Source organism: Luteitalea pratensis, assembly GCF_001618865.1.
Classification (GTDB): Bacteria; Acidobacteriota; Vicinamibacteria; order Vicinamibacterales; family Vicinamibacteraceae; genus Luteitalea; species Luteitalea pratensis.
Genome location: NZ_CP015136.1, coordinates 1892872 through 1912793 on the forward strand (window position 1 = coordinate 1892872; position 19922 = coordinate 1912793).

Genomic DNA, 19922 nt, shown 5'->3' on the forward strand with positions numbered 1-19922 from the left:
CGAAAGTTGGTTTTTTGTCGCCAGGCCTGCCACATGGCGCACGCGGAACTTCTGCCGGGCACGCTCGATCTGCTGATTCTCAAGTCGGTGTCCCTCGGCGCACAGCACGGCTACGGTGTGCTGTTGCGGATCCAGCAGATCACCGGCGGCGCCCTCTCGGTCGAACAGGGCGCGCTCTATCCGGCGCTGTACCGACTCGAGCACCAGGGACTGCTCGACACCGAGTGGGGGACCTCCGGCAACAACCGGCGCGCGAAGCTCTACCGCCTCACCGCCGGCGGCCGGAAGCGTCTCAAGACCGAAACCGAACGGTGGACCCGCTCCATGGACGCGATGAACACGGCCCTGCGAGCAGGAGAGGCGTGATGCGCATGTTGTTTGCTCGTCTCCGTTCCTTCTGGCAGCACGGGCTGCATCGATCGGCGCTGGAGCGTGAGATAGCCGAGGAACTGCAGTTCCACATCGAGCGGCGCGCCGATAATCTGGCCATCAGTCACGGCCTGCCGGCCGAGGAGGCATTGCGACTCGCGCGGCTCGAGTTCGGCGCCATCGAGAAGTACAAGGGGGAGCGCGGCGGAGCCTCGGTCTCCGCCTCGTCGACGAAGTGCGCGGCGACCTGCGCTACGCCTGGCGTACGCTGCGGCGCAGCAAGGGCTTTGCCGCGGCAGCCATCGCGACGCTGGCGGTCGGCATCGGCGCCAATACCGCGATCTTCAGCGTGATCAACGCCGTGATCCTGCGGCCCCTGCCCGTGGACCGGCCGGAGCAACTGGTCGAGGTCCTGTATCAGCAGCCAGGCCGCACGCCCGAGAGTGGCTTCTCGTACGCATTGTGGGGGCCGTGCGAAATCAGCAGGACGTCCTTGCCGGCGCGTTTGCGTGGCACGCGCCACTCCCGCTCCAATTCACGCGTGGCGCCGGCACGGAGCGCATCCAGGTCCTGATGGTCAGCGCGAGTTTTTCGGCACGCTCGGGATCGTGCCGGCCGCGGGACGCCTGATCGCGCGCGGCGACGATCAGCGGGGCTGTCCGCCGGTCGCCGTGCTGAGCGATGGCTTCTGGGGGCGCCAGTTCGCGCGGTCGCCCGCCGCGGTGGGCGACAGACTCCTCATCGGCCAGGATGTCTTCGCGGTGATCGGCGTCGGCCCGCGGACGTTCACGGGCGTCAACGTCGGCACACGCTTCGATGTCGCGATCCCGCTTTGCGCGAGCGCGCGGCTCGACAGGCGCAACGTCGAGAGCGCCGGCCGGCAGTGGCTGGATCTCGCGGGGCGCCTCGCCAGGGACGACCGTGGAGCAGGCCAACGCACGCCTGGCCGTGTTGTCGCCCGCGATCATGCTCGCTTCCACGGGCGGTGACACGGCTGCGCAGCGCCCCGCGTACCTGCAGCAGCGGATCGTCGCCACGCCGGGGCCGATTGGCGCCCGGGATTTCCGGCGCGTCTTCCTCACGCCCCTGCAGGTCCTGATGGCCATTGTCGTCCTCGTCCTCGTGATCGCATCGGCGAACATCGCCGGCCTGATGGCGGCGCGAGCGGCGACACGCGACAAGGAGATCGCGGTTCGTGCGGCGCTGGGCGCCTCGCGGAGCCGGATCGTCCGGCAGATGCTCACCGAGCCCGTCGTGCTCTGTGTGCTGGGGCACTGGTGGGCGTGGCGCTGGCGCGGTGGGGAGGTGCCCTGCTGGTGCGGGGACTCTCCGCCGCTGGCAGTCCTGTTTACCTCGATCATTCACTCGACGTGCGCGTCCTGACTGTCACGGCGATCGTGACGATGGCGACCACGCTGGTGATCGGGCTCGTGCCGGCGATCAGGTCGACGCGAGCGGCGTTGATGGATGCCATGAAAGCGCGCGTCGGCACGGGCGAACGGCGAAGCGGCTTCCGTGCAGGCAAGTGGATTGTCGCGGGGCAGATCGCCTTGTCGCTGTTGCTGCTCGTGGCAGGTGGGCTGCTCCTGCGCACCTTCGTGAACCTGGCCAGGCTCGACCTCGGCTTCGACCGCAGCCACCTGTTGGTACTCAGCGCGCGGCAACCGTGGTACGCGAACGACCTCTCGAAACTCTCGGCGGCGGAGAAGCCCGTGGTCTACGACGAGATCGCGCGTCGTCTCGCCACGGTGCCAGGGGTCACGTCCGTCGCCCGCGCCTACACGACGCCGACCGGCGACACCAACTGGGCCACAAACCTGCGCAACCGATCGCCGCGGCGCGCCCACGGGAGACGACGCGTCCGCCCACCTGAACTTCATGTCGAGCGGGTACTTCGCCACGCTGCGGATGCCGCTTGTGGCCGGTCGCGATTTCAACCGCCTGGACACCGCGTCGTCGCCACGGGTCGCGATCGTCAACGAGACGCTCGCGCGCCGGTTCTTCCCCGGCGGCCACGCGCTCGGCGAGCGCTTCCGCCTCGGCAGGGACACCGAGTCAACGGAGGTCGTCGGCATCGTTCGCGACGCGAAGTACGAGTCCGTGCGACAGCCGATCCCGGCGACGGCGTTCATCCCCGAGCCGCAGTTGCCGGCAGACGAGGCGGCCGAGGAGTTCGTGCTGCGCACCGCGTTGCCGCCGGCGAGCATCATCCAGGCCGCACGGCGTCTCGCGACCGACGTCAGCCGCGACACGACGGTGACGGCGTCCACGCTCGAGGACCGGATCGCCGACGATCTCGCGCAGGAGCGACTGATCGCCACGCTGGCGGGTTTCTTCGCACTGACAGGGCTGGCGCTCGCGATGGTCGGGCTCTACGGGGCCCTGAGCTATCTGGTCACCGAGCGCCAGGCGGAGTTCGGCATCCGCATGGCCATTGGCGCGCCACCGCGATCGGTGCTGCGGCTCGTGATGAAAGACGTCGCGATGGTGCTGGCCGTCGGACTGCTGGGGGGCGTGGCGGCCGTGTTGCCGGGCACGCGACTGCTCGAGCAGCTGCTGTACGGGCTGGCCCCGGGCGATGCGGTGACGATCGTGCTGGCTGCCGCTCTGCTCGCAGCGGTGGTGCTGCTTGCTGGATACCTGCCGGCGCGTCGCGCGACGCGTATCGACCCGGTCGTCGCGCTGCGATCCGAATGATCCCGCCGGGGCACCTGGCGCAAGCTGTCGCTTCGGCTACGCCTGGTCACGGCGCGGCGGATTCGACGGGACGCGCACCTTCCGGGCGCATCCCGTCGAGCAGGACGTTCCCGCGCTGTCGTGACCATCGCGCGAGCGCCGCCGGGAATTCCGGTCGGCGGCGGAGCGAGGCAAAGCTGGGATCGTGAAGGACCCACTGGTCACTGTAGAAGCCGGCGACGCTGAACAGCTGCTCGAGCGTGGCGAAGGCGGTGGCGTAATCGCCGACCCGCGCGTGCACTTGTGCCGCCAGGAAGAGATGTAGCGGCGCCTCGGTGGCGTCTGTCGTCACTGGCAGCAACTCGACGGCACGACGAGCGTGCGCGACGGCCTCATCGTTGCGGCCAAGTCCCGCTGCGGCCAGGGCCCGGACGATGGCGCGCCTGTGCTCCGGGATTTGCCTGCCCTGGTCTCCCTCCCACGCGACGTACGCCGCGAAGTAGTCGCGCGTCGCGTCCTGGCGCCGGCCCAGGCTCTCGTAGATCTGCGCGGCGGCCAGCGCGGCGGGGAAACGGAAGTTCGGGGGAAGCCAGGCGCCGGCCGCGTCCATCTCCCGAATCAGCTCGAGCGCGCGCTGCGGCTTGCCGTCGTACCACTCGAATCGGGCGAGCAGGCCGATGACACGGCCGTCGGCCGGCGAGCGCATGGCACGAGCGGTCTCGAGGACACGCCGCGCTGCGGCGATGTCACCCCGCTCGCTGAAGTGCGTCCAGGCCTCGGGCACGGTCACCCCCGTCTGGTTGGCCGCGCGCGCGACGCTGATGAAGCGCCTCGCCTCGTCGTACTGCCGCAGGTGGAGGTGGTGGACGGCGAGCGGTTCCGCGATCAGGGCCGGATCGAGTTCAAAACCGCGCAGGAAGTCGGCCTGAGCCTCGCGCCAGCGGCCGCGGACCTGCGCGAGCCACGACGACCTCAACAGGATGTACGCGGAGTTGGGCAGGCTGGCCCTCGCGCTCTCGAGTTCACGCAGGCCCGCCATGTGGTCACCGGCGGCCGACAGCATTTCGATGCGTCCGAACCGCAGGTCGGCACGCGAGGGATCGAGGGCGATCGCGGCCTCCGCGGCTCGCATCCCCTTGGCCATGACCTCCGCTGTTCGGGCTGCGCCCGCGCGGTACTGCGCGGCGTAGACCTGCGCCAGCCAGTTCCATGCCGGCGCGAGCGCTGGATCGCGCGCCACGGCCTGTTCGAGTTCCGCGCGCGCGGCGGCGAGGTTGGCCGTGTCCGACGTCCCCATGTGGAAGAGGGCCATGCCACGCAGGTACGCGAGATAGGCCTCCAGGTCTCCCGTGGGCCGCGCGGCGACGGCCTGGCGCTCCCGCGAGTCGAGCGCCACACGGAGGGCATCGGTGATCTGATTGGCGATCTCGGCCTGGACCTTGAGCAGGTCGGCGACCGGCGTCTCGAGCTGCTGCGTCCAGACCGTCGTGTCGTCGGCCACCCGCACCAGCCGAGGCGTCATCCGCACGTGCGGGCGATCGCCGATGCGCGTCCACCGGACACTGCCCTCCACGGCGTAGTCGACGCGCAGGTCGGCGCCGATCTGCGCCAGCGTCTTGCCACGGCGCTCGTAGGCCGCAAGCGTGGTACTCGAGGGAACCGCCACGTTGCGGAGCCCGGCGAGGCGACTGGTGAGCTCCTCGGCGAGCCCGGACACGAACGACGCATCGGCGGCCGGGCCGAGATTGGCAAACGGGAGCACGGCCATCCGAATCACGCCTGGCGCGGCAGCCGCTGGCGCCGCTGTCGATGACCTGCCGGGCGTCGTCGCTGCTCCGGCGCGGCCGGGCTGATCCCGTATCGTCGCGAGGACCGTGGCCAGCAACAAGAGCGCCGCTGCGCCCGCACCGGCCCACTGGAGCCGCCGCTTCCAGCGGCCAGCGGCCGCGACCGGTAACGCCACGGGGACTGCGTGGGTCGGATCATCGGCGGGCTGCGTGGTGGGCGCGCCTGCCGTGATGTCGCGGGGTTCGTCGCCGACGCGCTGCTCGGTCACCGGAGCCACGAAACGGTAGCCGCGCTTCGGGACGGTCTCGATGAACCGGTCCCCGGAGGAGCCCTCTCCCAGGACGCGCCGAAGCGCCGAGACGTGCTGCGCGAGGTTGTTCTCCTCGACGAAGGTGTCTGGCCAGACGAGCCCCAGCAACTCGTCCTTTGGCACCAGCCGGCCGTGGCGGGTCACCAGTACGACCAGGGTGTCGAACGCTTTCGGCGTCAGGGGCACCGCCTGGCCATGGTGCAGCAGCACCTTGTCGGCCGGGTCGAGCTGAAACGCCGCGAACACGTAACGGAGCCTCGATGGATCCATGTCGCTCTTGGCCTTCAGAAGAATTTCAGGATTCTCTCAGAAGCGCCTAACGACCCGCTAGTCCGCCCCGCTGGATGCTGCCGACACCTATCCGGGAGGGATGGCCATGTTCAATGGACGACTGGTTCGGCTCGTGTCTGGAGTGACGGTCACGCTGTTGGCGGGTGGCGCTTCGGTCGCCCATGCGCAGGCGCCCGATGCCGTGCTGGAATGGAACCGCATCCTGCTGACGACGCTGGCGACACCGGGGGCCACGACGCCGACCGTGTTCTTCACCCGCGGCCCGGCGCTGATGCACGTCGCGATCTTCGAGGCGCTCAATTCGTTCGACCGGACCTTCACGCCGTATCTCGAGTACGTTGAAGTGCCGGACGGCGCGTCCCGTGATGCGGCCGTCGCGCGGGCAGCCCGCGACACGCTGGCCGCGATGTACCCGACCCAGGTCGCCGTCTACGACGCGGCTCTCGCGGCGCAACTCGGACGGTTGCCCGCTGATGCGGCCGAACGCGGCGCCCGCGTCGGGGCCGCGGCCGCCAGGGCGATACTCGAGGCCCGGGCCAACGACGGGTGGGCCCGTCGTCCCTCGCCTTACGTGTTGCCGGGCATGGCCGGGTACTGGCAGCCCGTGCCTCCCGCCAATGCCGCCGCAGCGTTCACGCATTATCCCGACGTCGTCCCGTTCGTGATCGGCAGCGCGAACCAGTTCCCCGTCGAGCCGCCGCCGGCGCTCTCGAGCCAGCGCTATGCCGCCGACTTCAACGAGGTCAAGGCCATTGGCAGCGCGGCAAGCACGACGCGCACGTCGGACCAGACGCTGGTGGCCCGCCTGTTCGCGGCCGTGCCGGCCGTGACGACCACGGGGATTCCCGACGTGTGGAACAACCTGGTGCGCGACATGGTGCGCAGCCGCGGGCTCGACGACCTCGCCGCGGCGCGGCTCTACGCGCTGGTCGACACCACGTTCCACGATGCCCTGTACGTGTCGTTCAGCGGCAAATACCTGTATGGGTTCTGGCGGCCCGTGACCGCCATCCGCGATGCCGCGCGCGACGGCAACCCCGCCACCGAACCGGACCCCGGCTTCCTGTCGCTGATCCCGACGCCGCCGTATCCGACCTATCCCGGCAACTACGCGTGCCTGGCGGCGTCGATCACGCGCGTGTTCGCCCGCTACTTCGGTCGCGACGACATCGCCTTCTCGATCACATGGGCGGAGCCGGCCGGTCCAGGTATCACGCGTTCGTACGCCGGCTTCCGGCAACTCGCCGACGAGGCCGCGAAGAGCCGGGTCTACGGCGGCATTCACTTCAACTTCGACACGACGTCCAGCTTCGGCGCGTGCATTCCCCTGGGCGACTACGTGTTCGACAACACGTTCCGGCGGCGCTAGCGCTCGCACCTCGCGACCGGCCGCGCTCGCAGAACTCGCCCTCCTCCTGCGCCGGTAGGGCCGGCCCTCCGGGCCCGGCCCTACTGGGCGCGTCCATTCAAGATACAAAGGTCGACGGCTACCTCCGAAGGTTGCGGTCGACCTTCAGGCACATCCGTAGCGGTCGACCTTCAGGTCGACCGTCAGCGATGCTTTCCGACTTGCGCTCTGGCGCCCTGCTACGACGTGCGCAACGTCGTTGCCGGATCGACGCACGAGGCCCGGTAGGTGGGCACGATGGCGGCAACCAGTCCCACCGCGAGGAGCACGAGCGCGGTCGCGGCATAGACCCACGGTTCGGCCGGCCTGACCTGGAACAGGAGCCCGGCGAGCAGCGAACTCGCCAGGAACGCACCTGCGGCGCCCACGACCACCGCGATCGCCACGAGCGCCATGCTGCCTCGCAGTCCCAGCCACAGGAGCGTGCGCCGACTCGCACCGAGCGCGACGCGCAGGCCGAATTCGGACGTCCGCATCGAGACCGCGTAGGCGACGACGCCGTACACGCCCACGGCGGCGAGCAACAGCGCAAGCGCACCGAAGCTGGCCGAGAGCATCGCGAGGAGACGCTCGTTGATGAGACGTTCGTCACGCACGAGCGCCAGCGTCTTGACGTCCGTGGTGAGCAGGGAGGCATCCACCGCCTGCACGACCCCGGTCACCGCGTGCGCCTGCGAGGCCGGGTTCCCTGCCGTGCGAACGGCGAACATCATCGCCTCTTCGGGCTCGCGCTGCTGCGCCGGGAGATACAACATCCGCGGCGCCGCCTTGCGCAGGTCCGTGTAGCGCACGTCGTCGGCAATGCCGACGATCTCGATCTGTCCGCCGGTCCGGCCGCGGCCGACATCCATGCGACGGCCGATCGGATCGACGCCCGGGAAGTAGTGACGGGCCATGCTTTCACTGACGACGACCACTGGCTTCGACGACGCACCGTCTGCCGCCGTGATGCCGCGTCCCCTCAGGATGCGGACGCCGAACGTCTCGAAGAAACCCGGCCCGACGGTGTTGACCTGGAGGACGGCGTCGTCGGGCGACGAGAACGTCACGCCGGGGATCGCAATGAGCTTGCCGTCCTCGTTGGTGCCGAGCGGGGGATTGGTCGCGAAGGTTGCCTGCTGGACGCCGGGCAGTGCCTGCAGTCGCCCCAGCACCTGCGCGTGTACCTCGGCGAGTCGCGGACCTTCGAGGTCGGTGCCGTCGGCGTCGACCGTCATGGTGAGCACGCCGTCGGCCACGAATCCGAGCGGCTGCGCGCGGAGATTGTTCAGCGTTGCCAGCAACAGCATCGCCGCGATGACCAGCATCGTCGACAGCGCAACCTGCATGACGATCAGCACCCTGAAGGCGCGTCCGCCGACGACCACGCTGCGCCCTCCGGCCGCGAGCCCGCGACGGACATCGACACGCCGCGTCAGGGCGACCGGCGCGAGACTGATGGCAGCTCCAGTGAGCAGCGTTGCCGCCAGTCCGAACAGCAGGACCGTCCGGTCAGGCCCGACGGCGAGATCGACGGACGGCCCGGCGTTGGGTAACAGGGCGACTACCATTCGCGCGCCCACCAGCGCCACGATCACGCCGAGCACGCCGCCGGCGCAGGCGATGAACAGCGTCTCGGAGAGTACCTGCCGGGCGAGCCGGCCGCGGTTGGCGCCGAGCGCCATGCAGACCGAGAGATCGTGTTGACGACCTGCCGCGCGAGCGAGGAACAGGCTGGCCAGGTTGGCGCAGCCGAGCACCAGCAGCACGCCCACGATACCGAGTGCGACCTGCACCGCAGTGCCGTACCGATCTCGGAACTCCGGGAGCCCCGACCACGATGACGCCAGGGTCACCGATCGGAAGGCTCCAGCCCGTGTCTGCGCGGACATGGGTTCGCCGCCCTGGGCCAGGTAGTGCTGGAACGCGGCCTCGAGCCCGGTGGCCGCCGCATCCCGGGAGACGCGCGGCGCCAGTCGCATGAGCAGCGCGCGCGATTTCCAGAACGTCTGCTCCTCGTGCCCGTCCAGTGGAATCGTCACATCGGCGCGCCTGCCGACCTGCAAGCCGAAGAACTCCGGACCGGTCACGCCCACGATCGTGTGCGGCTGGTCGTCGATGATGACTGTCCGCCCCAATACGCCGGCGTCGCCGCCGAAGCGGTTCATCCAATAGGCATGACCGAGCACTGCGACGCGATTCGGAACGGCGCCATGCTCGTCGCTCGACTGGATGACACGGCCCAGCGCCGGTGCGACACCGAGCGTGCGGTAGTAATCGCCGCTGACGCGCTGCGTGGCTGCCGAGTGCGCCTGGCCATCGACGACGATGCGCTGCGGATAGGCAGGATCCACGAGCAACGCCCCGGCGACGAGATCGGATCGCGACCGGACGTGTTCGTAGAACGCGTAGGTCGAGCTCTCGAACGTGCCTGCATCGCCGGTATGGAGGACCTGGAACAGCGTGCCGGGATCGCGTACCGGCACCGGCCTGAGCACGAGGGCATTGAAGAGACTGAAGATCGCCGTGCTGCTGCCGATGCCGAGCGCGATCGACAGCACGACGGCAAGGGCGAAGACCGGCGTGCGACGGAATCCGCGCAGGCTGTAGCGGAGATCCTGGCCGAGCCGTTCAAACCAGATCCACATCGACTCGTCTCGAACGTCGTCTCGCACACCGACGGGATCACCGAACGCCTTCAGTGCCGCCCGGTACGCCTGATCGGGCGGAAGGCCGGCGCGCACATACTCCGCGGTCGCCTCTTCGAGGTGGAAGGCGATGTCGTTGTCGATCTGGCGGTCGACGGCACGGTGTCCGAGCAACGAGCGGATGCCATGGCGGAGCCTATGGAACCAGCGCATGTCGAGTCTCCTCACCGGCCGTCGCCTCAGATGGCGCGGATTGCGAGGTTGATCGCACCCGACAGCCGTTCCCAGGCGTCGATCTCGCTGCGCAGGTGCGCCCGGCCGGCACTGGTCAGCGAATAGAACTTCACCTGACGGCCTGTCTCCGTTGGTCCCACCTGCGCCACCAGCCAGCCCTGCTTCTCCAGCCGGTAGAGCGCCGGATACAGCGAGCCCTGCGGCACCTTCAGCACGTCGCCGGACACCTGCTGGATGCGTCTGGCGACGCCCCACCCGTGCTTCGGTTCGAGCTCCACGGCCTTGAGGATCAGGAAGTCGAGCGTGCCCTGGACGAGATCGGTCGGTTTGCCCATCGGTCTCTTATGACGTTCTACAATAGACCGTCAACTGTAGACCGTCAAGGTAGATTCGCCGCGGCACCGCGGATGGCGATGGGTCAGGTGCCTCGGGTCAGGTGCATGACCGCCACGCGCGCCGATCCACGACCACGCGCGAGGTGGCGGACGACGAAATCGCCAGGTGCTGGAACTGACCTGTTCACATCGGCCTCCTCGTATGAGGCGGCCCACTCGCAACGCCTGCCAGGAAAGAGCCCGATGGCATGGCTGTCGGTGTGAGGGCCGCATCGACAGCCTGCCACGGGAGCGTGACGGCCCCGCGACGGACGTGGAACGTCTTGGGAACAAGATGGATGGCTCAGCTCATGGCTTCGTCGTCCCGGTCACGACGGCGTCGGTCGCGAGCTCCATCCGCGGCGACTCGACGACCTTCGTGGCGGTCACCTTCATGCCAGGGCGCAACTCCATGGCTTCCTTCATCACGCCATCGACGTTGAACTTCATGCCCGCGGGCACGTCGTACTGATGGTTCTCGCCGTTGGCCAGGGTCAGGACCACCGTGGTCGGGCCGGCCTGCCAGACCGTGCCCGTCAGCGTCGCCACGGTGCGATCGACGACCGGCGTCTCCATCATCGCGACACTCGCGGTCAGGGACGTCCCCGGCGCGAGGTTCGTCATCGGCGTCACCTTGCCGTCGATGGTCGCGGTCTGGCCCGGCTTGGTGATGAAGAGCCGGTACTCGCCGCTGGGTTCCATCCGCACCACGAGGTGGTTGCCCTTGACGGCCACGACCACGCCCTTCAGCTGCATGGCCGTCACCTTGGGGGCACCGGTCGGCAACTTCTGCGTGCTTTGCGTGGGTTGCGCGCCCGCAGTCGCAGCGAGGCACAGCGTGGCCATCGCGATGATGAGGCCCCGCGTCGTCGTCGTGATGACTCGTCTCATGACATCCGTTCCTTTCCCGCGCTGAAGGTTCCGTGCGGCAGCGCTGGCGCGAGGCAGCGGCGCTGACGGCAGACGCGCAATGATACCCGTAGGCGCCGCTGTCGCTTGGCACAGCGAACTGTCCCTTCCAGCCTCCTGACGAGCCAACCCGCGGGCATCGTAGTATCTGCCGCGCCGGCCGGTAGTTTCCCTCCTGGCGGAGGTACTTCGTCGATATCCGCCGGACGCCGCGGCTTGCAGGCAGCTGATGGCCCAGTCGAGCGACAAGCATGGTCGACAAGGACGAGTACCGCAGACCGTTCGTCACGGTCGCGGGAAGCCGATACGTAAGGAACCTGGAGGGTGTCTTCCAGGGACCGCGGTCCATGCGCAATGGGCCCGTGCGTTCGCGGCACCGGAGCCGACGGGTCCATACTGCATGGGCTAGTCGTGTATCGACCCGAAACCGCCATCGTCGTCCCGTGGACCAGCAGACAATTCTGGGCAGGGGCGCGCCGCTCGGTTCCGCTCAACGTGTGGCTGCTCGGCCTGACGAGCCTGCTGACCGACGTGAGCTCCGAGATGGTCGTCAGCGTGCTCCCGGCGTATGTCGTTCTGGGCCTGCACCTCTCACCACTGACTTATGGGGCCCTCGACGGCCTGTACAGCGGTGCCACAATCCTGACCCGGTGGATGGGTGGTGCCGTGGCCGACATGCGAGGACGCTACAAGGGCGTCGCCCTGGCGGGCTACGGCCTGTCGGCGCTGTGTCGCGCGGGCCTGGTGCTGGTGGGCGCCTCTCCGGTCGCGATCGCCGGTGTGATTGCGGCAGACCGCGTCGGCAAGGGCCTGCGGACGGCGCCGCGCGATGCCCTGATCTCGCTGAGTGCTCCTGCGGAAACGCTGGCCCACGCGTTCGGTGTGCACCGTGCGCTCGATGCCACAGGTGCCTTGCTCGGGCCACTCGTCGCGGTGTGGTTGCTGCGTGCGATTCCTGGTGCCTACGACGTCGTGTTCGTCACGAGTTTCGCCATCGCGCTGGTCGGCGTTGGTGTGTTGGCCACGTTGGTCCGCAACGTGCGCGGTGCGCCTGGCCAGGGAGGACTTCGCCCGTCACTCGTTGCCTCGCTTGCGCTGCTCGGACGCGGTGACGTCGGCCGCATCGTTGCGGCGTCGGGCATGCTCGGACTGGTGACGGCGAGCGACGGGCTCATCTACGTCGCGTTGCAGGCGGGTCTCCAGTATCCGATTCACTGGCTGCCACTGCTGTACGCCGGCACGAGCGCCTCGTTCCTGCTGCTCTCGGTGCCCGTCGGCATCATCGCGGATCGCCTGGGCCGCACCCGCGTCTTCATCCTCGGCCACGTCGCGCTGCTCCTCGTGTACGCGCTGTTGTTGGCGCCGCGCGGCGGCATGGCCCTCCCACTTCTGGCGGTCGCCCTGTTGGGCGCATACTACGCGGCGACGGACGGCGTGTTGATGGCATTGGCAAGTACCGTCGTCCCCGCCGTCCAGCGGGGCAGTGGGCTGGCGCTGGTCGCCACCGCCACGAGCCTCGGGCGCATGGGCGCGGCGATCGGGTTCGGGTTCGTGTGGACGATGTGGAGCAGGGAACTGGCGGTCGGGTCGTTCGCGCTCGCCCTGATCGGCAGCCTCGCCCTTGCGGGGCGTCTCCTGCACGCGCTCCGGCCTGACGGAGGTTCGCTGTGAACGAGCCGGTCGTCCCTGCTGAACTCGCCCTGGTTCCTGTCGATCGCCGCCGCGCATGGGCGTTCGTCGGAATTTGCGTGTTCGCGGCAATCCTCGCTGTCGGCTACGCGACCGTGGTGGTGACGCGTCGCTCCCGGCCGGCCACGGCCGCCGCCGCGGTGCCGTTACGAACAGAGCCTCCCGCCAGGCCCTACCTCGTCGTGAGCAGCGCCGAGCCCGGCGACCGATGGGGAAGGTTGGTCCTGGTATCTGCGGTGGCGCCGAAGGCAGGCGTGTTCGTCACGCCGCTGTCGTGTGAGCGCACACACATGGCCGGAGGCCGCGGCGCGTGCCTCCGCCAGGACCCGGCTACGTCGAAGTATGCGCTGGAGATCTTCGACGAGACGTTCAGGACCCGCCATCGCCTGCCCCTGACCGGCGTCCCGAGTCGAACCCGCGTGTCGCCCGACGGGCGTTGGGCGGCCGCGACGGTGTTCGAGCAGGGCCATTCCTACGCCGAGGAGGGCTTCTCCACGCGAACGACGATCGTGGACACGGCTGCAGGCAGGGTGTACGCCGACCTCGAGCAGTTCGAGGTGGAGCGGGACGGGCGCCGCTTCAAGGGCGCCGACTTCAATTTCTGGGGCGTCACATTCGCGCGCGACAGCGACACCTTCTACGCGACGCTGTCGTCGGGTGGCGTCAACTACCTGGTCACTGGCCGCATCACGACTCGCCGCGCGAAGGTCGTACGTACCGGCGTGGAGTGTCCGTCCCTGTCCCCGGACGGGACGCGCATCGCATACAAGCACCGTGTGAGTCACGACGCGTGGCAGTTGTGGCTGTTCGACCTGCAGACGGGCGAGGAACGCGCGCTCTCGCGCGAAACGCGCAACCTCGACGACCAGGTCGACTGGCTCGACGATGGTCATGTGATCTATCAACTGGTGGGAGTCAGCGGCGCGAACGTCTGGTCGATCGAGACCAGCGGGAGCGCGTCGCCACGGCTGCTCGTCGAGCACGCCTTTTCTCCGTCAGTCATCCGCTGAGCCCGCAGGGCCAGCCGCCCGCCACCTCGGGCTGGGACAGCCCGAGGCTACCGCCGGGACGGCCCGAGGCTACCTTCGGCGAATCCCGATTCCCGAATTCCGATTCGCCTGTCGTTCTGAAGCTGGGCCGTACGGCCGCCAAAACGACGCGGCTGTCGATCTCCATCGAGTTCAGCGGTAAGCTGCAGCGCGCACATCCATGTCACGAAGCAGCGCCCCGGCTGCATGCCCCAGCTCTACAGTTGGCTGGGCGTGCAGCTACGAGCGCTGGCGAGAGGAAGACAAGACGGCTTGGCCCCGAGCGGGCGCATCGCGGGACGTGACGCGTCTCGCCTCCGTAAGCGTCGAGCCACGCGTAGGGTTCTGCATCCCAGATGGAGAGCAACATGAGGAATCGAGTGTTCTCGTGGCTGTTGGGGGTCGCCGTGCTGTGTGGCGCCACCCCAATGCTGTATGCACAAGGCCTTACGGGTCAGATTGCCGGCACGGTGGCCGACTCCTCGGGCAGCGTCCTGCCCGGTGCCACCGTCACCATCAAGAACACAGACACCCAGATCTCCCGCGAGACGACGACCGACGATACCGGCGCCTTCGTCGTGACCGACCTGCTCGCCGGCACCTACGAGGTGACCGTCGCTCTCACCAGCTTCAAGACTGCCGTGCAGACCGGACTGGTGCTCTCGGCCACCGAACGGCTGGGCCTGCGTCAGATCGTGCTCGAGGTCGGTGACCTCGCCGAAACCGTGTCCGTCCAGGCCGAAGCCGCTCGCGTCCAGACCAACAGCGCCGAGCGCTCCGGCCTCATCAGCCAGGAGCAGATCAAGGAAGTCGCGCTCAAGGGGCGCGACTACATGGGCCACCTGCGCCTGATGCCGGGCGTGGTCGACATCGCCAACCGCGAAGCGCCCGGATGGAACAATCTCGGCGGCTTGTCCATCAACGGCGGCCGCGTCAACACCATCAACCTCACGTACGACGGCGTCACCAACCTCGACACGGGCTCCAATACCGGGCCGTTCCTGGCGCCTGGCCTCGATTCGATTGCCGAGATCAAGGTGCTGACCTCGAACTACCAGGCCGAGTACGGCCGCAGTTCCGGCGGCACGATCAACGTGATCACCAAGAGCGGCAGCCGCCAGTTCCGTGGCGGCGGGTTCTACTCGAAGCGTCACGAGTCCTTCAACGCCAACGAGTGGCTGAACAACAAACTGAATCGGCAAAAGCCCGTCTACCGCTTCGACTACCTCGGCTACAACATCGGCGGGCCGGTGATCCTGCCCGGCTTCAACAGCGACCGCAGCAAGCTGTTCTTCTTCTTCAACCAGGAGTTCCTGCCGCGCACCAACCCCGGCAGCCTCGAACGCCGGACGATGCCGACGGCGCTCGAGCGGCAAGGTGATTTCTCGCAGTCGTTCGACAGCACGGGCGCATTGATCGTGATCCGCGATCCGCAGACGGCCCAGGCCTTCCCCGGCAACCGCATTCCCGCCAATCGGATCGACGCCAATGGCCAGGCCATGCTGAATCTGTTTCCGCTGCCCAACCTCACGGGCGACACGCAGGGCAACTACACCTTCCAGAGCGAGTACGAGCAGCCGCGCAACGACCAGGTCGTGCGCGTGGACTGGAACATCGGCCGGAACACCAACTTCTACACGCGCGTCAACTGGGGCTACGAGGCCTACAAGGGCGGCTGGGGCTTCGTGCTCAACAACGCCAACTGGCCGCAGCTGCCGATTGCCTACGAGATTCACAGCTACGGCGTCGTGAACACGCTGCTGCACACGTTCAGTCCGACGCTGGTTGCTGAAGTCACCGTCGGCCTCAATCACGGCAAGCAGACGGTCGAACCGCTCACCGAAGCCGATCGGGATCGCAACGATCGGAACAACGTCGGTCTCGGCGGCCTGCCGAGCTTCTTTCCCGAAGCCAATCCCGATCGGATCGTCCCGAACGCCAACTTCGCCGCTGCCGGACTGAACCTGTTCAACCTGCCCCAGCTGGGCGTCGAGGGGCGTTACCCGTTCTTCGGCGAGAACGACATCTGGAACACGTCGATGAACATGACCAAGATCGTCGGCTCGCACAACCTCAAGGCCGGCGTGTTCATCGAGTACACGACCCGCCCGGCGGCGCGGTCGACGGTGTTCAACGGCGCGTTCAACTTCGACCGCAATACCGCCAACCCGCTCGACGCCAACCATCCATTCGCCAACGCCATCCTGGGATCGGTCAACTCGTATTCGGAAGCCACCGGCCACCCGGATGCCAACTCGCAGTTCGCCAACGTCGAGTGGTTCGTCCAGGACAGCTGGCGCATCAGGCGCAACGTTACGGTCGACGCAGGCATCCGCTTCTACCGGATCGGGCCGTCGCAGAGCAAGGGCGACCAGTTGTCCGTGTTCCTGCCCGAGCGGTTCGACCCGGCGCAGGCGCCGCTGCTGATCCAGCCGGTGAGTACGCCGTCGGGCCGGCGCGGCCTCAATCCAGTCACCGGTGAGATCCTGCCGGCGGTGAAGATCGGCACGTACGTGCCGGGCTCGGGCAATACGTCCAACGGTGTCCAGTTGTACGACGAAGGGATCTTCGACACGCCGTCGATCCAGGTCGCGCCGCGCATCGGCGTGTCCTGGGACGTGACCGGCGACGGCCGCACCGCGATACGCGGCGGCTTTGGCCTGTTCCCGGATCGGTTCAACGACGACATCGTGCTGCAGCACGTCGAGTTGCCGCCGCTGGTCAACACGCCGACCGCGAACTACACGACGATTCCAGAACTGCTGTCGACGCCGCTGAGCCTCAGTCCGGCAACGGCGCGGACGGTCTATTCCGATTACAGCCCGCAGTACACGTACAACTACAGCATTGGCGTGCAGCGCGATCTCGGCTACAAGTTCGTTGGTGACCTGGCCTACGTCGGTTCCAAGGGGCGACGCCTGCTCCAGTTCCGGAACATCAACGGCGTACCCTATGGCACGAACTTCCTGCCGTCGAGCATCGACCCCACCACCGGACAGGCACTCCCACCCAACTTCCTGCGGCCCTACCGCGGCTACGGCGACATCCTGCTCACCGAGTTCGCCGGCTTCTCCGACTACGATGCGCTGCAGGCGGGCCTGACGCGGCGCTACACGCAGCGGCTGCGGTTCGGCCTTGCATACACCCTGGCCTTTGCCAAGAACGTCGGCGGCGCCACCAACACGGTCAACCCGACGGTCAATCCCTTCCTCGACGTCCGCGATCGCAACTATCGCGACGTCGGCCGCCGGCACAACCTCGCCGTCAACTACTCGTACGACATTCCCGACGTCGGCTGGGACAACGCCATCGCACATGCGTTCCTCGACGACTGGCAGATCTCCGGGGTGACCACCGCGCTCAGCGGCGAAACGCTCGCCATCGGCTACAGCATCGCGGGTGTGAGCGACCTGACGGGCGGTGTCGGCGCCGGCGTCGACTCGCGGGTCGACATCGTCTGTGACCCGAACCTGTCGCGCGACGATCGCTCGGCGGTGCGGGCCTTCGCCACCGAGTGCGTCGCGCCACCGTCAGTCGCCACCAATCGCATCGGCACCGCGACCAACGACGAGATCATCGGTCCCGGCTATCTCAATTGGGACATCTCGCTCGCCAAGGCCATCCCGATTGGCGGGACGCGACGCATCACCTTCCGCGCCGAGGTGTACAACGCCTTCAACACGGTGCAGTTCTCGGCCGTCAACACCACGGCCAACTTCACGGCGGCCGGCGTCTTGCCGGCGACGACCGAGTTCGGCCAGTACACAAACGCCCGGCCGTCCCGTCGCATGCAGTTGACGCTGCGGGTCGACTTCTGAGAGAGGCGGTCAAAGGACAAAAGGGCGAAAAGAGCGAAAAGGGCAAAACGGCAGAATCGAAGGGTAAAGACCGACGCGGCTGAAGGGGAATTGCAGGACGGGCACACGCTCGCCCTTCGGTCCCTTCTTAAGGCTTCCCCCCTTCGGGTAACCTTTGCGCTTCGGTTCTGTCGTTTCCCTTTTCGCCCTTTTCGCCCTTTTCGCCCTTTCGCCCTTTTTACCTTTGACTCCGCGCCCCGCTGGGCTCGGCTACGTGATTACCTGAAGCTGATCCGAGCGATATCGCGGAATCTCTCTGTCGGTCGTGAGCAGCGTCAGTTGCTCGACGACGGCCTGCGCGATCAGTGCCCGGTCGAATGGATCCTTGTGGATCGGCGACAACGTCTGAACGGTGCTGACGTGATCGGGCCGGAATGCCAGCGCGGTCGCAGCCAACTGGTCGAGCTCATCCGGCCACCATGTTTGCGGATGGTCGATGGCAAGCGCGCCCTTTATCGCCTTCAGCACGACTTCCCAATAGACGATCACGCTCAAGACGTTCGGGCCGGTCTTGATGGCCCTGCGCACGCGTGGCGTCAGCCGCGCAGGCTCGGTCAGTGCGACGAGCGTGACGTTGGTATCCAGCAGGTAGCCGCTCACAGGCCGCCGTCGAGGAACAATCAACATCGGCCTGGGTTGGTGGTTCTGATGGCACCTCTTCGTTACGTGTACGTGCTGTGTCTTGCCGTGATCTCGATGGGCCAGGCCGCGCCCGCGCCGCCGCCGGGGCAGCCGCCGCCGGGTGCGCCGACGCGCCGCATCGTCCGGATCAGCGCGGAACGCTTCGTGTTCTTCCCATCCCGCATCACCATCCTCGCCGGGGAGGAAGTCGAGTTCCGGATCAAGAGCGACGACACGTCGCACGGATTTCGCGTCGTCGGCGGCGACGTGAACATCGCCATCCCGAAGCGGGGCAAGGGGGAAGCGACGGTGGTCGTGCGATTGCAGGATACGGGGCGCTATCGATTCGAGTGCAGTCGCATGTGCGGCGCCGGCCACAACTTCATGAGGGGCGAACTGATCGTGCGCGAGGCCGACGGTCGCTCGACGCCATGACGTGGCGCACAGTCGCTGTCTGGGTGTGCTGCGGGGCCCTGACCGGGACGGTCGTGTCGCTGGCCGTGCGCGTGACGGCGCAGGCGCAGACGAGCGCCGGCGGACCGCTGCCGGGGGTGACCCCCGTGGAGTTCGAGGAGTTCCGTCTGGGTCTTGACACTTCATGGAGGTGGAGACGGCGGAGGAGGGGCTCGGCCCGGCGTTCAACGGCACGAGCTGCGCGGTATGCCACAACGTGCCAGCCATCGGCGGCGGCGTGATGCTCGAGACGCGCGTCGGCTACCGCGACCCTGAAGGCCGCTTCCGAGGTCTCAACGCCGAGGGCGACACGTTGATGCACCTGTTCTCGGTGCCCACGCACGGTTGCCAGCCGATGATCCCGGACGACGTGACGGTGGTGGCTCGGCGCGCACCGATCCCGCTGTTCGGCGCCGCGCTCGTCGAGGCCATTCCCGACGAGGCGATTCGTGTTCTCGAGGATCCGTCCGATCGCAATGGCGACGGCGTGTCGGGCCGCGCCGCGACAATCCGGGACGTCGCCACCGGAGAACCCCGCATCGGCCTTCGTCATTCGGCCGCCGGCCTTCATAACATTGGCGGAGGAAGGACGGAGGAGGGAGGAGGAAGGACGGAGGAGGGAGGAGGGAGGAGGGAGGAGGGAAGAGGGAAGAGGGAAGAGGGAGGAGGAGGACGAGGACGTAAGAGGGACGAGGGGGTAGGGCGGGCGGGTGAAGGGACCCGAGACATGCACAGCATCAGGCGAGAGCGACCCGAGGACATTCCCGGCATTCGTCACGTGAATGGAGCGGCGTTCGACACCACGTTGGAGGCGGACCTCGTCGACGCCTTGCGGCAGCAGGCGCCCTCACTGATTTCCATGGTCGCGGTCGAGAACGAGACAGTCGTTGGACACATCCTGTTCTCGCCGGTGACGCTGTCGTCGCATCCCGGGATGCCCATCATGGGGCTGGCGCCGATGGCTGTCGTGCCCGGACGGCAACGGCAGGGGATCGGCTCGGCGCTGGTGACGGCGGGGCTCGATGAGTGCCGACGATCGGGCGTTGCCGCCGTGGTCGTGCTTGGGCACGCCGAGTACTACCCGAGGTTCGGCTTTGCTCCGGCATCCGTCTTCGGCGTGGTTTCCGAGTACGACGTTCCGGACGAGGCATTCATGGCCATCGAACTGGAGCCCGCCATCCTGAAAGGGAAGTCCGGCACGATTGCGTACCACGCCGCGTTCGCCGCGGTGTAGGGAGAATCGTCCGGCTGACTTTGACTCCACCCGTGGCTTGCGCGCATCGTGGGC

Annotated in this window: 18 protein-coding genes and 1 pseudogene; 13 read left to right on the forward strand and 6 right to left on the reverse strand. The window is 67.7% G+C overall.

Going from position 1 to position 19922, the window contains the following annotated elements:
• The first annotated feature begins 33 nt into the window (after positions 1-33).
• The 5 genes from LuPra_RS07730 to LuPra_RS07745 are packed head-to-tail and all read left to right on the forward strand — an operon-like array spanning position 34 to position 1752.
• Positions 34-366, forward strand: coding sequence for a PadR family transcriptional regulator (locus LuPra_RS07730; RefSeq protein WP_110170216.1), 333 nt, complete (start codon positions 34-36; stop codon positions 364-366).
• Between the two features lie 5 nt (positions 367-371).
• Complete coding sequence (locus LuPra_RS34300; protein ID WP_418001407.1) at positions 372-722, forward strand: permease prefix domain 1-containing protein; 351 nt, start codon at positions 372-374, stop codon at positions 720-722.
• Positions 605-943, forward strand: coding sequence for a hypothetical protein (locus LuPra_RS31665; protein WP_157898870.1), 339 nt, complete (start codon positions 605-607; stop codon positions 941-943). Before LuPra_RS34300 ends, LuPra_RS31665 begins: the two co-directional genes overlap by 118 nt.
• Positions 879-1358, forward strand: coding sequence for an ABC transporter permease (locus LuPra_RS07740; RefSeq protein WP_257724495.1), 480 nt, complete (start codon positions 879-881; stop codon positions 1356-1358). The genes LuPra_RS31665 and LuPra_RS07740 overlap by 65 nt, the downstream gene beginning before the upstream one ends.
• Positions 1336-1752 carry an FtsX-like permease family protein gene (locus LuPra_RS07745; protein WP_157898872.1) on the forward strand — a complete coding sequence of 139 codons (417 nt, stop codon included), beginning with the start codon at positions 1336-1338 and terminating at the stop codon, positions 1750-1752. Before LuPra_RS07740 ends, LuPra_RS07745 begins: the two co-directional genes overlap by 23 nt.
• Here LuPra_RS07745 and LuPra_RS33875 read toward each other — a convergent pair.
• Positions 1727-1861: a hypothetical protein gene (locus LuPra_RS33875; RefSeq protein ID WP_257724496.1), complete on the reverse strand. Its 135-nt coding sequence runs from the start codon at positions 1859-1861 to the stop codon at positions 1727-1729. The two genes, LuPra_RS07745 and LuPra_RS33875, sit on opposite strands and share 26 nt — an antisense overlap.
• Before the next feature lie 374 nt (positions 1862-2235).
• Here LuPra_RS33875 and LuPra_RS34125 point away from each other — a divergent pair.
• Positions 2236-2586: pseudogene (locus LuPra_RS34125) on the forward strand (ABC transporter permease); the annotation flags it as partial.
• A gap of 39 nt (positions 2587-2625) precedes the next feature.
• Positions 2626-3066, forward strand: a complete 441-nt coding sequence (locus LuPra_RS34130; RefSeq protein WP_335340790.1) for an FtsX-like permease family protein — start codon at positions 2626-2628, stop codon at positions 3064-3066.
• Positions 3067-3112: 46 nt separating this feature from the next.
• On the opposite strand, the gene LuPra_RS07760 is transcribed toward LuPra_RS34130, so the two are convergent.
• Positions 3113-5413, reverse strand: a complete 2301-nt coding sequence (locus tag LuPra_RS07760; protein ID WP_110170222.1) for a winged helix-turn-helix domain-containing protein — start codon at positions 5411-5413, stop codon at positions 3113-3115.
• A 106-nt stretch (positions 5414-5519) separates the two neighbouring features.
• On the opposite strand from LuPra_RS07760, the gene LuPra_RS07765 reads away from it, so the two are divergent.
• Entirely contained in the window at positions 5520-6803 is a 1284-nt protein-coding gene (locus LuPra_RS07765) for a vanadium-dependent haloperoxidase (RefSeq protein WP_157898873.1), read from the forward strand.
• A gap of 218 nt (positions 6804-7021) precedes the next feature.
• Here the strand turns inward: LuPra_RS07765 and LuPra_RS07770 are convergent, their stop codons facing one another.
• The 3 genes from LuPra_RS07770 to LuPra_RS07780 all read right to left on the reverse strand — a co-directional run bounded on the left by LuPra_RS07770 (position 7022) and on the right by LuPra_RS07780 (position 10968).
• Complete coding sequence (locus tag LuPra_RS07770; protein ID WP_110170224.1) at positions 7022-9682, reverse strand: ABC transporter permease; 2661 nt, start codon at positions 9680-9682, stop codon at positions 7022-7024.
• Between the two features lie 26 nt (positions 9683-9708).
• Positions 9709-10038 carry a PadR family transcriptional regulator gene (locus LuPra_RS07775; RefSeq protein WP_110170225.1) on the reverse strand — a complete coding sequence of 110 codons (330 nt, stop codon included), beginning with the start codon at positions 10036-10038 and terminating at the stop codon, positions 9709-9711.
• Positions 10039-10386: 348 nt separating this feature from the next.
• Positions 10387-10968: a hypothetical protein gene (locus LuPra_RS07780; protein ID WP_110170226.1), complete on the reverse strand. Its 582-nt coding sequence runs from the start codon at positions 10966-10968 to the stop codon at positions 10387-10389.
• A 429-nt stretch (positions 10969-11397) separates the two neighbouring features.
• Here LuPra_RS07780 and LuPra_RS07785 point away from each other — a divergent pair, with 429 nt between their 5' ends.
• The 3 genes from LuPra_RS07785 to LuPra_RS07795 all read left to right on the forward strand — a co-directional run bounded on the left by LuPra_RS07785 (position 11398) and on the right by LuPra_RS07795 (position 17521).
• Complete coding sequence (locus LuPra_RS07785) at positions 11398-12657, forward strand: MFS transporter (RefSeq protein ID WP_234800782.1); 1260 nt, start codon at positions 11398-11400, stop codon at positions 12655-12657.
• Entirely contained in the window at positions 12654-13685 is a 1032-nt protein-coding gene (locus LuPra_RS07790; RefSeq protein ID WP_110170228.1) for a TolB-like translocation protein, read from the forward strand. Before LuPra_RS07785 ends, LuPra_RS07790 begins: the two co-directional genes overlap by 4 nt.
• 386 nt (positions 13686-14071) lie before the next feature.
• Positions 14072-17521, forward strand: a complete 3450-nt coding sequence (locus LuPra_RS07795) for a TonB-dependent receptor (protein ID WP_162271325.1) — start codon at positions 14072-14074, stop codon at positions 17519-17521.
• 249 nt (positions 17522-17770) lie between these two features.
• On the opposite strand, the gene LuPra_RS07800 is transcribed toward LuPra_RS07795, so the two are convergent.
• On the reverse strand, positions 17771-18160 hold the full coding sequence (locus LuPra_RS07800; protein ID WP_157898874.1) for a type II toxin-antitoxin system VapC family toxin: 390 nt from the start codon (positions 18158-18160) through the stop codon (positions 17771-17773).
• Positions 18161-18208: 48 nt separating this feature from the next.
• Here LuPra_RS07800 and LuPra_RS07805 point away from each other — a divergent pair, with 48 nt between their 5' ends.
• Together LuPra_RS07805 and LuPra_RS33650 are read left to right on the forward strand one after the other, a co-directional pair.
• Complete coding sequence (locus tag LuPra_RS07805) at positions 18209-18616, forward strand: cupredoxin domain-containing protein (protein WP_110170231.1); 408 nt, start codon at positions 18209-18211, stop codon at positions 18614-18616.
• Between the two features lie 163 nt (positions 18617-18779).
• Entirely contained in the window at positions 18780-19868 is a 1089-nt protein-coding gene (locus LuPra_RS33650; protein ID WP_157898875.1) for a GNAT family N-acetyltransferase, read from the forward strand.
• Positions 19869-19922: the final 54 nt, after the last annotated feature.

Coding starts and splice junctions, on each gene's coding strand:
- LuPra_RS07795 (WP_162271325.1), top strand. CDS start 14,072: ATGAGGAATCGAGTGTTCTCGTGGCTGTTGGGGGTCGCCGTGCTGTGT.
- LuPra_RS07765 (WP_157898873.1), top strand. CDS start 5,520: ATGTTCAATGGACGACTGGTTCGGCTCGTGTCTGGAGTGACGGTCACG.
- LuPra_RS33650 (WP_157898875.1), top strand. CDS start 18,780: ATGGAGGTGGAGACGGCGGAGGAGGGGCTCGGCCCGGCGTTCAACGGC.
- LuPra_RS07780 (WP_110170226.1), bottom strand. CDS start 10,968: ATGAGACGAGTCATCACGACGACGACGCGGGGCCTCATCATCGCGATG.
- LuPra_RS07730 (WP_110170216.1), top strand. CDS start 34: ATGGCGCACGCGGAACTTCTGCCGGGCACGCTCGATCTGCTGATTCTC.
- LuPra_RS07745 (WP_157898872.1), top strand. CDS start 1,336: ATGCTCGCTTCCACGGGCGGTGACACGGCTGCGCAGCGCCCCGCGTAC.
- LuPra_RS07770 (WP_110170224.1), bottom strand. CDS start 9,682: ATGCGCTGGTTCCATAGGCTCCGCCATGGCATCCGCTCGTTGCTCGGA.
- LuPra_RS34300 (WP_418001407.1), top strand. CDS start 372: ATGTTGTTTGCTCGTCTCCGTTCCTTCTGGCAGCACGGGCTGCATCGA.
- LuPra_RS07760 (WP_110170222.1), bottom strand. CDS start 5,413: ATGGATCCATCGAGGCTCCGTTACGTGTTCGCGGCGTTTCAGCTCGAC.
- LuPra_RS07805 (WP_110170231.1), top strand. CDS start 18,209: ATGGCACCTCTTCGTTACGTGTACGTGCTGTGTCTTGCCGTGATCTCG.
- LuPra_RS07775 (WP_110170225.1), bottom strand. CDS start 10,038: ATGGGCAAACCGACCGATCTCGTCCAGGGCACGCTCGACTTCCTGATC.